At 64.5% G+C, this 14435-nt stretch carries 11 protein-coding genes and 9 pseudogenes; 10 read left to right on the top strand and 10 right to left on the bottom strand.

Annotated features, from left to right (window positions below; all coding sequences use genetic code 11):
• Positions 1-75 precede the first annotated feature (75 nt).
• Complete coding sequence (locus tag U8D42_RS00505) at positions 76-171, top strand: hypothetical protein (protein ID WP_230484118.1); 96 nt, start codon at positions 76-78, stop codon at positions 169-171.
• A 101-nt stretch (positions 172-272) separates the two neighbouring features.
• On the opposite strand, the gene U8D42_RS00500 is transcribed toward U8D42_RS00505, so the two are convergent.
• From U8D42_RS00500 to U8D42_RS00490, 3 genes and pseudogenes are all read right to left on the bottom strand, one after another.
• On the bottom strand, positions 273-1526 hold the full coding sequence (locus tag U8D42_RS00500) for an IS30 family transposase (protein ID WP_420492649.1): 1254 nt from the start codon (positions 1524-1526) through the stop codon (positions 273-275).
• Between the two features lie 72 nt (positions 1527-1598).
• Positions 1599-1893 (bottom strand): annotated as a pseudogene (locus tag U8D42_RS00495) (transposase); the annotation flags it as partial.
• Positions 1886-2288: pseudogene (locus tag U8D42_RS00490) on the bottom strand (DnaB-like helicase C-terminal domain-containing protein); the annotation flags it as partial. The pseudogenes U8D42_RS00490 and U8D42_RS00495, both read right to left, overlap by 8 nt.
• Positions 2289-2364: 76 nt before the next feature.
• On the opposite strand from U8D42_RS00490, the pseudogene U8D42_RS29300 reads away from it, so the two are divergent.
• The 3 genes and pseudogenes from U8D42_RS29300 to U8D42_RS00470 all read left to right on the top strand — a co-directional run bounded on the left by U8D42_RS29300 (position 2365) and on the right by U8D42_RS00470 (position 5024).
• A pseudogene (locus U8D42_RS29300) lies at positions 2365-3712 on the top strand (IS256 family transposase).
• A gap of 129 nt (positions 3713-3841) precedes the next feature.
• Complete coding sequence (locus tag U8D42_RS00475; protein WP_136244823.1) at positions 3842-4123, top strand: hypothetical protein; 282 nt, start codon at positions 3842-3844, stop codon at positions 4121-4123.
• Between the two features lie 85 nt (positions 4124-4208).
• A complete protein-coding gene (locus tag U8D42_RS00470; protein ID WP_007168475.1) occupies positions 4209-5024 on the top strand; it encodes an IS30 family transposase in 816 nt (271 codons plus the stop codon).
• 32 nt (positions 5025-5056) lie between these two features.
• Here U8D42_RS00470 and U8D42_RS00465 read toward each other — a convergent pair.
• The 7 genes and pseudogenes from U8D42_RS00465 to U8D42_RS00430 all read right to left on the bottom strand — a co-directional run.
• Positions 5057-5539: pseudogene (locus U8D42_RS00465) on the bottom strand (transposase); the annotation flags it as partial.
• A 48-nt stretch (positions 5540-5587) separates the two neighbouring features.
• Positions 5588-6232 carry a cation:proton antiporter gene (locus tag U8D42_RS00460; RefSeq protein ID WP_230493326.1) on the bottom strand — a complete coding sequence of 215 codons (645 nt, stop codon included), beginning with the start codon at positions 6230-6232 and terminating at the stop codon, positions 5588-5590.
• A 316-nt stretch (positions 6233-6548) separates the two neighbouring features.
• Positions 6549-7658 carry an NAD(P)H-dependent amine dehydrogenase family protein gene (locus tag U8D42_RS00455; RefSeq protein ID WP_007168472.1) on the bottom strand — a complete coding sequence of 370 codons (1110 nt, stop codon included), beginning with the start codon at positions 7656-7658 and terminating at the stop codon, positions 6549-6551.
• Between the two features lie 596 nt (positions 7659-8254).
• Positions 8255-8488, bottom strand: a pseudogene (locus U8D42_RS00445) (hypothetical protein); the annotation flags it as partial.
• A gap of 403 nt (positions 8489-8891) precedes the next feature.
• The gene (locus U8D42_RS00440) at positions 8892-9341 is read right to left on the bottom strand and encodes a DDE-type integrase/transposase/recombinase (RefSeq protein WP_007168470.1); all 450 of its coding nucleotides are present in this window, start codon (positions 9339-9341) and stop codon (positions 8892-8894) included.
• A gap of 75 nt (positions 9342-9416) precedes the next feature.
• On the bottom strand, positions 9417-9572 hold the full coding sequence (locus U8D42_RS00435; RefSeq protein ID WP_154074411.1) for a hypothetical protein: 156 nt from the start codon (positions 9570-9572) through the stop codon (positions 9417-9419).
• Complete coding sequence (locus tag U8D42_RS00430; RefSeq protein ID WP_007168468.1) at positions 9569-9847, bottom strand: transposase; 279 nt, start codon at positions 9845-9847, stop codon at positions 9569-9571. The genes U8D42_RS00435 and U8D42_RS00430 overlap by 4 nt, the downstream gene beginning before the upstream one ends.
• Positions 9848-10195: 348 nt before the next feature.
• Here U8D42_RS00430 and fdxA point away from each other — a divergent pair, with 348 nt between their 5' ends.
• The 6 genes and pseudogenes from fdxA to U8D42_RS00400 form a co-directional block, all read left to right on the top strand.
• Positions 10196-10522, top strand: a complete 327-nt coding sequence (fdxA, locus tag U8D42_RS00425) for a ferredoxin (protein ID WP_007168467.1) — start codon at positions 10196-10198, stop codon at positions 10520-10522.
• Between the two features lie 62 nt (positions 10523-10584).
• Positions 10585-11670: pseudogene (gene dapC, locus U8D42_RS00420) on the top strand (succinyldiaminopimelate transaminase).
• A 95-nt stretch (positions 11671-11765) separates the two neighbouring features.
• A pseudogene (locus U8D42_RS00415) lies at positions 11766-12653 on the top strand (DNA-binding protein); the annotation flags it as partial.
• Positions 12646-12798, top strand: a pseudogene (locus U8D42_RS00410) (hypothetical protein); the annotation flags it as partial. The pseudogenes U8D42_RS00415 and U8D42_RS00410, both read left to right, overlap by 8 nt.
• 46 nt (positions 12799-12844) lie before the next feature.
• A complete protein-coding gene (locus tag U8D42_RS00405; RefSeq protein ID WP_007168461.1) occupies positions 12845-14251 on the top strand; it encodes a DDE-type integrase/transposase/recombinase in 1407 nt (468 codons plus the stop codon).
• Positions 14248-14409, top strand: a pseudogene (locus U8D42_RS00400) (ExeA family protein); the annotation flags it as partial. The gene U8D42_RS00405 and the pseudogene U8D42_RS00400, both read left to right, overlap by 4 nt.
• Positions 14410-14435 lie beyond the last annotated feature (26 nt).

Below are 14435 nucleotides of genomic sequence, written 5' to 3'. Positions count from 1 at the left end.
GTCCTGCATCGCTTCCCCGTGTACAAGCCGATCATCGCCGCGGTCAACGGCACTTGCGTGGCGGGCGGATTCGAGATGTTGAGCTCCACCGACATCCGAGTGGCCGTGCCCGACGCACGATTCGCGGTGATGGAGCCGAAGCGCGGTCTTTTCGCAGTGTCTTGCCCGTGAGGACACTCGCGGCGGCAAGGGCACCGCCGATCGTGACGTAATGACTTAGGGCCGGTCCACGCGGCAGAGGTGTGAGGTGTTGACGACGGGGTGGGTTCTACTCAACGTCGCAACACCGACGGATCACTCGAGACTAACAGGGCAGCGAATAGATCGGCGGGGCAACGGTCTTGGAGGACTATGCGGGGGCGATGGTTGAGTTCGTGTTCGACGGCCAACAACTGCTCCGGCGGGTGGCTGATGAGGGTGACGCCCTTCGGGAAGTAGTCGCGCAGCAGTCCGTTGGTGTTCTCGTTCGTGCCGCGTTGCCAGGGTGATCTGGAGTCGCAGAAGTAGACGGGCGCGCCGAGCTTGTCGGTGGTGGCAAGGTGGCGCGCCATCTCGGTGCCCTGGTCCCAGGTGATCGACCGCATCAGCGTGGGTGGCAGATCCTTCATGCGGGCCACCAAGGCCGCGTGCAGGGAGTCGGCGTCACTGCGAGGCAGATGCACCAACCGCAGCATCCGGGTCTGGCGTTCGACCAGAGTGCCGATCGCCGAGAGGTGGTTATTACCGATGATAAGGTCGCCTTCCCAGTGGCCGGCTTCAGACCGGTCGACAGCCGAGAAGGACCGGTCGTGGATGGTGAGCATCGGCTGCTGGAACCGCGGCCGCCGGCAACTCTGGCGGTGATGCGCTCGGCGGTGATCTCGACCGGTGCGCAGCGGTGAGCGTCGGTGCGGCGCTAATCGCGAGGGCCGCATGAAACGTGAATTCGGTTGATAGACAGCTTGATAGATGCTTTCGTGGCATAACCACATCGATGAATCATCGGGGAAGCGGTGGCGGAGGTGACGGCTGATCTGTTGGGGGCTCCAACGCTGAAGAAGCAGCTCGGCGACCGCGTTACCGAGCTGGTCGTTGGTGTCGACCCGACGGCGGTGGTGACGTGCTCGTCGCGCGGTGGCTCGCCGGTGGGCATCGAAGGGCTGATATCCGCGGCCGGCTGGTGCGTTGCGCCGTAGCTCCCTCGAAATCGTCGACGGCGCTCGACCGAGTCGGGTGGCGATCGTCCGCACCCTCAGCCCTGAGTGATGCAGATCGGCGATCTCGATGCGCTCGTCCTGGGACAGGTATCGCGTGCTGATCTGGCGGACCGCTAGTCGATCTAGCGGCGGGACGAACCCGACCGCGACGCCGTTGCGGTAGGTCTTGTAACCGCGTGTCCAGTTCGTCGCAGCGGACCGGGACACACCGACTTCGCGGGCCGCGGCCCGCACGCTCCACCCGCGAGCCCGCAACTCCATGAACCGCTGACGCTTGGCCGACTGCGGACGACGTCCCGGCCCCTTCTTCACCCGACGCGACGATGCCAACACAACCTCCAGAATCTAGAGAAGTGTTGCGACCGCACCTAGAAACCACCGCGTCGACACGGGGTCAGTTTTCAGACGACGCCGACAACTGTGGCGTTTGCCCTGGGCTCGTTTCCGGTCGTAGAAGGCACGCGATGCTGGACTGGTGCGGAGACTGTTGTGGGCAGCCATGTAGCAGGCTCGGAGTAAGCGCCGGTCATACCTGCGTGGACGTTTCAGGTTGCCCGTGACGCGCCCGGAATCGTGTGGCACTGGTGAAAGACCAGCGATGCCCGCAAGCCTATCCACGGTCTCGTAGTTAGCTAGATCGCCGTTAATCGCGGCCACGAATTCCGCCTCCTAGCAACGGGCCGAATCCGGGCATCGCTGATTTGACTCATGGTGCCGCCCACCCGGATCCAGTCATCGTCATTCATGCGCCCCGAACGCATATCCGCAAGTTTGACCCTCGCTTCGGCCGCCAGCAGCCGCATCACAATTTCGGACTTACTCATTTCCAACGAGAAGATGACACTGGCCATCCGATGTCTGAGCGAACACGATCGCATGAAATCCAGTGCTAGAACGGACTTTTCCAACGCCCGGACGAGCCGCAACGGTAACCATGGTTCCTGGCTGAAGCCCGCAGGTGATCTCATCGAGATCAGCGAATCCGGTCGGCACGCCCCGCGCCAGACCGCCATTGGTAGCGATCGTGTCCAACTCGTCGAGTGTCGGAGTCAGCAAGTCCTCTAACGCGACAGTGTCCTCGCTAGGTCGTGTCCCTGCCGCGGTGTAAAAGAATCCGGACGTAGGTTCCCTCGAAGACCGGCCAGTCTGATGGAAGGAGCCTACGTCCGTGTCGAAGAGGGTATCGCCTGTGCAGCGGTTGCAGGCAGAAATTGATGGTGTGTTCGCCGGCGGCGAGGACCTGGCGGGCGCGATCGAGGAAGTAGCCCGGCTTGGTGCCCGGTTGCTGCTGCAGACCGCCATCGAGGCCGAAGTGGCCGCGTTTTTGGGCCGGGACCGCTACCAGCGGACCGCGAGCTGTGCGGACGCCCGCGCCGGGATGCGCAACGGATACTGCCCGACCACGGTGAAGACCACCGCGGGACCGGTGACGCTGGCACGGCCGAAGATGCGCGGCACCACCGAGCGGTTCGCCTCCCAGCTGTTCGGCAAGGGAGTAACCAAGACCAACGCATTGGAGGCATTGGTGATCGCCGGGTTCGTGCGCGGGTTGTCGGTCCGCGACGTGGAGGCCACCCTGGTCGAAGCGCTCGGCGAGGCCGCCGCGGTGTCGAAGTCGACGGTGTCGCGCATCTGCGAGGACATCAACGGCTCAGTTCGAGCAGTGGAGCGCTCGCCGCCTCGACGACGTCGAGCTCGATTACCTGTTCCTGGACGGGTCGCACTTTAAATACCACGCAGGCGCCTCAGCCGAGCCGGTACTGGCCGCGTGGGGTATCGACACCGACGGCAAACCGGTGTTCGTCGGGCTTGAGGCGGCCTCCTCGGAATCCGGTGCGGCCTGGGAAGGGTTCTTGCGCGGGCTCGGCGAACGCGGCCTGGCGTGCCCACTGCTGGTGATCAGCGACGGCGCACCCGGGCTGATCGGCGCGGTCGAGACCACCATGGGCGCGGCGTTGCGGCAGCGGTGTCTTATTCATCGCGCCAGAAACATCCTGGCCAAGGTGCCCAAGAATGCCCAAGCTGACGTCAAAGCCGATTATTGGGCGGTCTTCGACCTACCAGCCGATGTCGAACCCGGCATCGCCGCGGTCAAACTCGCCCAAAACAGGACCGACGCGTTCGCCAAGCGCTGGCGCGACTCCTACCCGGCCGCAGTGCGGGCCCTGCTCGATGACCGCGACTCGCTGACCGTCTACCTGCGGTTTCCCCGTGAGCATTGGCCCAGGGCCCGACACTCCAACTTCATCGAACGCACCTTCGGCGAAACACGGCGCAGAGTCAAGGTGATCGGCCGCCTGCCCGGCGAGTACTCCTGCCTCACACTGGTGTGGGCCGTACTCGACCGCGCCAGCGCCGGATGGCGCGGGTTCACCATGACCCCGGCCGGGCTGCGGCTGCTGGCCGACCTACGCAGATCGCTGCACGACCCACCGACCGAACTGCCGCAAAGGAATCCGCAAAATCACACCGAAACTGGCCTGGTGCCAACCGAGCCTGTCAGCGCTACCGCATAGACTCATGAACGCAAGCGAACGATCGATCTGCGCGACGAGTTGGGCAACCCGGTCGATCCCGGTTCTCACTGCTAATTTCCTTTCGTCGTTTGTCTCATTCGGTCCAGATTCGGGCCGAATGCTGCGTTGTTGTTGGTGTTCATGGTCGGGCGGGTGGTGCGATTAGGTGTTCTGGACCGGATGCGACAAGCTGCTGTCGGCGTTTCATGGCGCCGTAGTGAACAAGGTCTCCTCCGGCAGCGGCAGTTGGATGGCCAGGCCTTTGCGTTGGCCACGGTTGACGTGGACGGCGTTGAGCTCTCCGCGGCGGATTCGATCCAGGACGGTCTGTTTGGCCACGCCGAGTCGGCGGGCAGCCTGCTCGAGCCCAACCCATCCGTCGGGTGTGTCTGGGGTGATATTGGCGCGTAGCTCGGGGTCGATGCGGATCCGCCACGGGTCGCCAGGGCGATGTTGCTCGCCGTGGATGAAGCCGCTTGCCAGCCACCGGTAGAGAGTGGCGCGGGAGGTGCCCCAGCAGCGTCTCGGCTTCGGCGATACTGACCATGCGTACATCGTCGCCGACGGGTACGACAGGCTCGGTCGGCCCGGCGATACCGTGTTTGCGGCGCAGGCTGCCAACCCGGTCGCGGGTGAACGCCAGCCCGGTCGCAGTCATCACGCCCTGCCGTGCGAGCAGACGCGCGATCGTCGCGTCGTCGTAGTGGGCTGCCAGCCGCCGAATGCGCTCCAGCGTGTCGGCCTCGGTACGGATCGCGCTATCGACGGCGCGCTGAAACAACTCACCAAGCTGCGGTCAATCCACGAGCGACCGGCGAGCGTCCAAACCCGCCGACAGGCGGGCCACTGGGAGGGTGACCTCATCGTCGGCGCCCAGCAGCGGTCGGCGGTCGCAACGCTGGTGGAACGAAAGATGCGTCTAACACTGCTGATTCGACTGCCGAATGGACATTCGGCACAGCATGTCGGGGATGCCCTGATCGCAACGTTCACCCAAATGCCGGTCAAACTGCGCCGGACCCTGACTTGGGACCAGGGCAACGAGATGTTTCATCACAAACGTATCGAGGCGGCGACAGGGCTGAAGATCTACTTCGCCGACCCACACTCACCTTGGCAACGCGGAAGTAATGAGAACGCCAATGGGCTTGTACGCCAATACTTACCAAAGGGCACCGACCTCAGCATCTGGGACGACGGCCAACTCCGGCAGATCGCCGATGAACTCAACGACCGCCCACGACTGTGCCTCAAGGACAACACCCCGACCGAACTTCTGCGACGATGGGAGCGTCAGTACACACTTCACTGATTCGCAACGATGAGTGGAATCCGCCCGGGCACCAGTGGCCGGTTACACCAGTCGGTCATCTCGGCGACTACCTTGTCGGTGATCCGCGAGATCGTGTCCTTGGATACCGTGGCGCCGTAGACGTCGGCGAAGTGGGCAGCGACCTCACCGGTGGTCAATCCCTTTGCCGTGAGTGACAATACGATCTCGTCGATACCCGTCAGCCGACGCTGACGCTTCTTGACAATCTGCGGCTCGAAGCTGCTGTTGGTGTCGCGAGGCACTTCGATCTCGACGGCGCCGATCTCGGTGAGCACCGTCTTGGCCCTGGTGTCGTTGCGGGAGTTCCCGCTGCCGCGCCCGGCAGGGTCGTGCTTGTCATAGCCCAGGTGCTCGGCCATCTCGGCATCCAGCGCGGTCTCCAGCACGTTCTTGGTCAACTGATTCAGCAGCCCGTTCGGGCCGACCAGCTCGACACCCTGTTCTTTTGCCTGCGCCAGCAGCTGCTCAGCGAGCTGCCGTTGATCCAGTTCCATCGCCACAGGATCGAGTGTTTCTGACATCGTCAGTCCTTCCCGCCAAGCTCACGCTCGGCGTGACAGACCAAGATCAGATCCACCGTTGTTCAGACAGTCCCGCCAGCCTTTACGCATGACGTAGTCGAGCCAAGTACCGGCGAACTGGGAGGTGAGCACGGCTGCGATTACCTGTGTGGTGTAGAACTTTGAGCTGATGATGCCGGCGTCGAAGGCGACATTGGCCAAAACGATGCCGGGGCCACCGCGGGCGTTGGTGGTGATCGCAAGGTTGATCAGGTCAAGTCCCCGGAAACCCGCGAACCGCCCGGCGAGCGATACCGACATCACTTTGATCGCGCAGGTGCCGACAATGAAGATGACGATCATCCATACCGAGACGCCGCGGATGAGATCCAGCTTCAGGCCGACGATCGCGAAGTAGATGGGAATGAAGAAGGCGAAGGAGACTTTGCCGATTGCCTCGAGCGCGTCGGCGAAGATCCTGCGCTTCCTATGCGCGACGGCAAAACCTGCGAGGAACGCCGCGAAGACGAGGTTGACGTCGAGGGCTCCGACAACTGCGCAGTATGCCAGCAGGACCGCTATGGGGTAGCCGGTGGGCGACTGCCGCGCAAAGACATTCCAGCGAGAAGTGTTGATGCGCTTGATGACGCGTGGAACAAGCTTGAGCCCGAGGATGAAGTAGGCCACCGTTGCGAAAAGGTGCCAGAACATCTGCCACGGATGCAGAGTCGTCTTGCCTGAACCGTGTGTCCAGGATTTTCAGGTCGGCGAAGATTTTTGACACCGCCGGCACCGAGGTGACAGCGACCCCGACCGCAAGGATGACGTGGCTTCATCGCCCCCACTGCCCGCACGAAATACCCGCCGGAGCGAGAACCCTCCTGGTCCGCAAGCTCATTGACGGCGCGCAAAACCTGAGCGGTGGCCTCGTGGCTCACGGCCCGGATTCGCGGGATCCTCCCGCCGTCTCCCGGCTGATTCGGGCCCAGCGGTTTTGTAATCGCTACAAGCGCACCAGGCCGCGCAGCGGCACAAGCCCGAGCTCCTTATGGGTGAGGAATCCAGGCGGGGCGTCACAAACGGCTGGAATCGCGTTCGCGGGGCCCATCGCGGTCCAGGTGTAGCCCGGCTTCGGGTAGTTGCCCTGCGCATCCGGAGGCGCTTGGAGGATCAGCTCGGTGGGTTCGTCGCCCTCGATCACGATGCGATAGTGATAGTGACCGCCCCAATCAGGCTGCGGCTCAATGGCATTGTATTCGTCCATCGTGTACATCTCGTGGAATGTGATGAAGGTCTTGTTGTCCACCCAAGTCGTCCACTTGTGATGCTGTGAGGCGACTGTTCCCTTCTTGATCACGCCCTTAAAGCCTGGCATGTCGCTGGTCGGCCCCCCTTCGTACCGGATGTCGCGCGTGGCCGTCCCTAACTCTACATCCGTTGTGTACTTGTCGACCGTCTTGCCGAATCCGTCCGCCACCATGGCCATCGACTGGGCGAACAACGGCCATGCGTTCCCCAGGAGATTCGGTCCGGCCAGAAACTCTTCGGGATCGCTCCCCATCCCCATCTCGTGCAGGTACTTCAAAGTGTCCTTGCCGAAATTCACCACCTCGTAGATGTGGATAGCGTCGATCCGGCTGACGATTCGGGCCAGCGTCAGCACGAGCAGGTCTCCGGCAAAGCCAGGATTGATACCACCTGCGTGGAACGAAGTACCGCCCTCGTGACACGCTGCGTCGATCTTGTCGATATCCGCCTTGCTGTGTTCGGTTCGATACCACCATGCGCCACCCGAGGCGACGACGTTCTTGCCCCCGCGCAGCAGACGGCAGACCTCTTCGGGATCGGACCAAAGTGGCGCATAGAACACGCAATCGGCGTCAAGCGCTTCGATGGCTTCCTTGTCGGTGGTCGCAAGCACACCGATCGGCGCGGCGCCGACGAGCTCACCGGCATCCTTGCCAACTTTTTCCGGACGATTACAGAGCACGCCGACCACCTCGTACGCAGGGTTACCGACGAAATGGCGAAGCGCCACCGTTCCGACGTTGCCGACGCCCCACTGGCCCGACCTGGACCGGAGCAGATGTCGAGATGGTTCCTGGAGCCGCACTCCCCGTAACTGATATCGCCGTCATGCGCGTAGTCACGGTAGATCCGCAGCATTCGTCCCACGCCAGGTTTCTTCGCGGTCGCACCTGCGGGCGCGGGCCGCTTCCATAGATCGCCCGACTCGGTGCGACGCTCGGGACCCAGGCCGGCATCGAGCGCAGCGGTCAGCGGTTCGTCGGCCTTTCGCCCGACGTGGCGCAAGCCCAGCAGCCCCAGCCACCGCCGCCAGCGCCGTGACCTGGACGCCGAGCGATTGCATTGGAAGTTCCGACGCGAAAACCGAGCCGTACGGGCGCTTAGTCAGCGCCCGGTAACCATTGGCGGTGAATGCGAAACCCAACACGGACACCAACACGGCTGCCAGTCGCTTCACAGCTGTCCTTTCCGTCGACCGCGGGCATGACGTACACCGCCCACTAGTTAACGAATCTAACTGCCCGGCTTTCGGCCATTTACACCCCTCGGGTCAGCCCGATATCCGGCCAAAAGATTACGTTTCGCTGCGTTGCCCGGATTCCCCGGAGTCCCCGGGCCTGCCGGCCTTCGCGGGGTCCTCGATCACGTGATATGTCGGGTCGATCATCGAAATGGGCCCGCGACCGCGGCGATCACCGTCACCGCATCGGCGACCACCCCGCCGGCCGGCTCAGGCATCACCGGATCGGGGTCCACCGCGCGCAACCAGACCGTGAACATTGACCGCACCGCCTCGGCCCGCTCGGCGAAGCGACGCAGCCAGCCCCGCACCGTCTCCACCGGACGGGCCAAGTCGGCCGCGATCCGGCGAAACCCCACCCGCCGCCGCAACGCCTTGGCAGCCAGCGCCGACACGATCACCGCCGCAGTGTCGGCACGGCGCAGCAACGCGGTCACGGGCAACAACACATGCGTCACCCCGCAGCCGGTGCATCGCGACCGGCGAGGACACAACCGCACCGACCCGTCCCGACCGCGCAGCTGTCGCGGCCTGGCCCACCCCCAACGCGCCAGCACGCTGCTGCATGCCGGGCAGCTCAACTCGCCCGCCGCCAGCCTGCGCTCGACCACATCGACATCTGCCTCTACCGTGACCACTGCGCCTCCAAGCGCGAAGACGGCCCTCCCGCAGACTCCGCCCAGAGACATCGGGAGGGCCGCCGCCCACAACGACGTGATCACCGTGCCGCCCCGACACCACAAAGACCAAACGCAGAAACGACCGGCCGACGAACTGATCACCGTCAGTGCCGGATCGCTACCCCCAAGTGCTCAACCTGAATGCCCCCGAACACGGTGCGCCGGGTTGGATGAACACGGCGCCTACCGAGCCGAAGCGGGCCCAGTCGGCGAGGGCGTGACTGGTCAGTTCGGGTCCGTTGTCCATTCGGATGTGTTCGGGCTTGCGGCCAGTGGTCATGATCAGTTCGTCGAGCAGTCCGGTGGTCTGATCGGCGTTCCACGACCGACGTGGCCGTGTCGCCAACGCCTCGCGGGTGAACTCGTCGATGACGTTGAGGAAACGCAGCTGGCGGCCGTCGACGGTGAGGTCGTGCTGGTAGTCCAGCGCCCACACGTGATCGGGGCGGGCCGCCGCCATGCGCCGGTGCGCCGCACTGTGGCCCAGGCGCAGCCGCTTGCGGGTCTTCGACGGACGTTGCAGCCGTTCGTCTTTCCACAATCGGTGCGTGCGTTTGGGATTGACCACGAGGCCTTCTGACTTGGCGATGGCGTGCGCCTTGCGCCAGCCCCACCGCGGATGGCTGATGGCGATCTCCCGCAGTCAGGCGCGCAGCCGCTGTTCGACGCCATCGGGTCGTTGCGGCCCATACTGCTGCACCGAGCGGTGTTGGCCGACCACCCGGCAGGCACGCCGCTGCGAGACCCCGAACCGCTCGACGAGCATCACCACCGCTCGCCGCCGACGGTCGGGGCTCACCAGTTTCCCCGGCTCATCTCCTTGAGCATGTCGATGTCGAGGGCCTGCTCGGCGACCAGCTTCTTGAGCCGCTGATTCTCCCGCTCAAGCTCCTTGAGCCGTTTGGTGTCTTCGGCTTTCATCCCGCCGTACTGATTTCGCCAGCGATGCCAGGTCTGCTCACTGACCTCCAGATGCCGGCAGACCTCCCCGAGGTCTTTGCCCTCACCGAGCAGCCGTTCACCCTCACGAAGCTTGCGGACCACCTGCTCCGGTGTATGCCGTCGACGTGCCATGAATCGAGTCCTCCTCGCCCCAATTCTGGGGCATCGGACTCCCACAGGAACTTGATCAACCAGGGGGTAACTGGTAGCCCGAGCCGGCCTGTTCGCACAGCGACACCAAGGTCGCGTACGCCGGTGCCATCCGGGCAGCAGAAATGGCACACCACGCCGCTGTGCGACTAGGTGCGACTAGGTGCATAGCACTGCGGTCTGACGGGCGTGCCAAGTGGTTGACGTGTATGTGCAACGTCTAGTATCAGTAATCAAACGCTTTGTCTGGAAGCGGTCCAGAACCGCCGCGACAATGCGAACGGCAGCCCACACGGGGCATTACATGGAGGACACCTTGAGGAGACGTCCGTGACGTACACAATTGCCGAACCCTGCGTCGACATCAAGGACAAGGCATGCATTGAGGAGTGCCCGGTCGACTGCATCTACGAGGGTGCTCGGATGCTCTACATCCACCCCGATGAATGCGTCGACTGTGGGGCTTGTGAACCGGTCTGCCCTGTCGAAGCGATCTACTACGAAGACGATGTGCCCGAACAGTGGAGCCAGTACACGCAGATCAACGCCGACTTTTTCGTTGAGCTGGGGTCGCCGGGTGGTGCGGCCAAGGTCGGCATGACCGAGAACGATCCCCAAGTGGTGAAGGATCTGCCACCGCAGGGCGAAGGCGACTGAGCGCGCCGGTGCTGCAGAAGCCCGGGATGGGCCGACTGGGGGTACCACCCGCTCGCAGGGGAGTGTCGGCCTCCCTGCCGGATTTCCCTTGGGACACGTCGGCCGAGGCGGAGGCGCTGGCCGGGTCCCATCCGGACGGCATCGTCGACTTGTCCATCGGCACTCCGGTAGATCCGGTTGCGCCGGTGATCCGAGAGGCGTTGGCGGCCGCCAGTTCCGCGCCGGGCTATCCGGCAACCGCCGGTACTGCGCGGCTGCGTGAAGCGGCAGTGGCTGCCCTTGACCGCCGCTTCGGCATCACCGGGCTGACCAAGGCGGCCGTGCTGCCGGTGATCGGTAGCAAAGAACTCATCGCCTGGCTACCGACCCTGCTGGGCCTGGGCCCAGCGGATGTGGTCGTGGCGCCGGAACTGGCGTATCCGACGTATGACGTCGGCGCCCGGCTGGCGGGAGCGCAGGTGCTGCTCGCGGACTCGCTGACCCAGTTGGGCCCGCAATCGGTGACACTGGTGTATCTGAACTCCCCGAGCAACCCGACCGGGCGCGTGCTGGGCGCCGAACACCTGCGCAAGGTGGTGGGGTGGTCGCGCGATCGTGGCGTTGTGGTGGCTTCCGACGAGTGCTACCTGGGATTGGGCTGGGATGCCGAGCCATTGTCGGTGCTGCATCCGTCCATCTGCGATGGCGACCACACCGGGCTGCTAGCGCTGCACTCGCTCTCGAAGAGCTCGTCGCTCGCGGGATACCGGGCCGGTTTCGTCGCCGGTGATCCCGCCCTGGTCGTCGAACTGCTGGCAGTACGCAGACATGCCAGGAATGATGGTGCCGACGCCGGTGCAGGCTGCCATGGTGGCCGCGCTGGACGACGACGATCACGAAAAGCTGCAGCGCGAGCGGTACGCGCGGCGGCGGGCGGCCCTGTTGCCGGCGCTGCGCTCAGCCGGTTTTGCTATCGACTATTCGGAAGCAGGACTCTACTTGTGGGCCACCCGCGGTGAGCCATGCCGGGACAGCATCCGTGGTTGGCCACGCGCGGCATCCTGGTGGCGCCCGGCGAGTTCTACGGCCCGCGCGGTGCACAGCATGTGCGGGTTGCGCTGACCGCCACTGACGAGCGCGTCGCCGCCGCGGCCGGCCGCCTCGCTTAGCTTGCGCACCCGCGTGGAGGGGGCGGGCGGCAGAATGCATCGAAGGCGTTGCCAAGTGCTTCCTTAGCGCTCAACCTCGGGTAAAGAATGTGGTCGTGACAACTTCGACTGGCAAGCAGCGTATCCCGGCGACTGTCGGGGACATAGCCAAGCGCGTCTTTCTGGGAAAGCCGCTGATTACCGAGAACCTGACATCCGAGAAGTTGTCGAATCCCGTTGCGCTTGGGGCACTTTCACCGGACGCAATCTCATCGACCGCATACGGCCCGGAGCAGATCTTGATCGAACTGCTGCCCCAGGCCGGGCTGGCGGCGTTGGCGCGCGGGAGAATTTCGGACCCCGGGTCGCGCAGGTCGCGGCCGCTGCACTGTTGATCGACTATGTGGTCACGGTGGCAGTGCAGTCGGCGGCTGGAACGGTGGCGGTGGTGTCGGCGATCCCGGTGTTGGGTCCCTACAGCCTAGCCATCACGGTTGGCGTGGTGCTTGTCATCTGCTACCTGAACCTGCGTGGCTTAAAGGAAGCGGGAATGCCGTTCGCGGTGGCGACCTACTCCTTCATCGCCATGATCAGTCTGACGATCGTGGTGGGTGTCATTCGCGAAATATTTTGGGAATTACCGGTGTACGACCCGCATCACCTGGCCGGAACGGTGCCGGTACAGCAGGGCAACGGCTTGGTGATGGGCGCCACGATCCTGACCTTGCTGCGTTCGTTCGCCAACGGGGGTTCGTCATTGACCGGGGTTGAGGCGATTTCCAAATACAGTCGACGTCTTCCGAAAGCCGCAGGGCGTCAACGCACGTCGAGTGCTCACCGCGATGGCCTGCATTCTCGGGTTCTTGCTGGCCGGTGTCGCCTATCTCGCGTACGTCACTCATGCAACGCCGTATGTCACTGAATATCCATCGGTCTTGTCGCGGGTCGGTCGTGCGGTCTTCGGCAACGGACCAATCGGCGATATCTTCTTCGTCCTCGTCCGTGATCGAGCGCCGGTTCGCGCTGCCCGAGGTGTCGCTGGCCGAAGTCGCGGTGGCGGTCTCCGGTGGCCGGTTGTTGGCGTCGGGCTGGCCCGGGGAGTGGGTGCAACACGAGTCGACCCTGCCGCCAAGGCAGATGAGGCCGTAATCCTGTGCGCTGTCGTGTGTTTAAAAGACAGCAAAGGAGGCGGCCGGTGGTGGTCGGCGATGATGAGGCGAGGGTGCGGGCCGAGCGGGCCCGGGTGATCGGATTGTTCCGGTACCAGTTGATCCGGGAGGCCGCCGAGCCGGCGCACTCCACCAAGGAGCGGGGAAAGATAGTGCGCGAGTTGGCGTCGCGCGAGCACACCGACCCGTTTGGGCGGCGGGTGCGGATCTCGCGGCAGACCATCGATCGGTGGATTAGGGACTGGCGTGCCGGCGGGTTCGATGCGCTGGTGCCCAGCCCGCGCCAATGCACGCCGCGCACCCCGGCCGAAGTGCTGGAGCTGGCGGTGGCGCTGCGTCGGGAGAACCCCGCCCGCACCGCCGCGGCGATCCGCCGGATCCTGCTCACCCAGTTGGGCTGGGCGCCCGATGAGCGGACCCTGCAACGCAACTTCCACCGGTTGGGGCTGACCGCCGGCACCGGTTGCGGGTCGGCGCCGGTGTTCGGCCGGTTCGAGGCTGAGCACCCCAACGACCTGTGGACCGGGGATGCGCTGCACGGCATCGCGATCGCGGCCCGTAAAACCTATTTATTCGCGTTCTTGGATGATCATTCCCGGCTGCTGCCCGGCTATCGGTGGGGGTATGCCGAGGACACCGTGCGGCTGGCCGCCGCACTGCGCCCGGCGCTGGCTTCGCGCGGCGTCCCCAAGGCCGTGTATGTCGATAACGGATCGGCCTATATAGACACGTGGTTGTTGAGGGCGTGCGCGAAACTCGGTGTGCGCCTGGTGCATTCGACACCGCATCGGCCGGAAGGGCGAGGGAAGATAGAGAGGTTTTTCAGGACCGTGCGTGAGCAGTTCCTGGTCGAGATCACCGGCGAGCCCGACGTCGCCGGACGCCACCACGTCGCCGATCTGGCCGAATTGAACCGGCTCTTTGCGGCCTGGGTCGAAACTGTCTACCACCGCACCGTCCATTCCGAAACCGGGCAGACCCCGCTGGCCCGCTGGTGCGCGTCTGGCCCGGTCGGCCTGCCCGCCCCGGAGGCGCTCACCGAGGCGTTTTTGTGGGAGGAGCACCGCCGCGTCACCAAGACGGCGACCGTCTCGTTGCACGGCAACAGCTACGAGGTCGACCCCGCACTGGTTGGGCGCAAGGTGGAGCTGGTATTCGACCCGTTCGATTTGACCCGCATCGAGGTGCGTCTGGCCGGCGTGCCGATGGGGCTAGCGATCCCGCACCACATCGGGCGGCACTCGCACCCCAAGGCCAAACCCGAAACCCCGTCGATACCACCGAAACCCACTGGTGTCGACTACGCGCGGCTGATCGAGACCGCGCATCAGACCGAACTGGCCCGCGGCGTCAACTACGCCGCCCTGACTGGGGCCGACCAGATCCCCGGCCAGCTCGACCTACTCACCGGCGAAGAGGCCCAACCCCGATGATGGACAACCTGATCTCCTACTACGGTTTCTCGCGCACGCCGTTCGGCCGCGACCTGGCCCCCGGCATGCTGCACCGCCACAGCGCCCACAACGAAGCCCTCGCCCGCATCGGCTGGTGCATCGCCGAACGCCGCATCGGCGTGATCACCGGCGAGGTGTCCGTGGCCATGAAAAAGTACCCACT

It is taken from the genome of Mycobacterium europaeum (assembly GCF_034555895.2).
In the GTDB taxonomy this organism is placed as follows: Bacteria; Actinomycetota; Actinomycetes; order Mycobacteriales; family Mycobacteriaceae; genus Mycobacterium; species Mycobacterium europaeum.
This window is presented reverse-complemented; position numbering and strand designations above follow the sequence as displayed.

Bases quoted from the DNA above. Each gene is read 5' to 3' on its own strand.
- U8D42_RS00505 (WP_230484118.1), top strand. From the start codon at position 76: ATGTTGAGCTCCACCGACATCCGAGTGGCCGTGCCCGACGCACGATTC.
- U8D42_RS00430 (WP_007168468.1), bottom strand. From the start codon at position 9,847: ATGGCACGTCGACGGCATACACCGGAGCAGGTGGTCCGCAAGCTTCGT.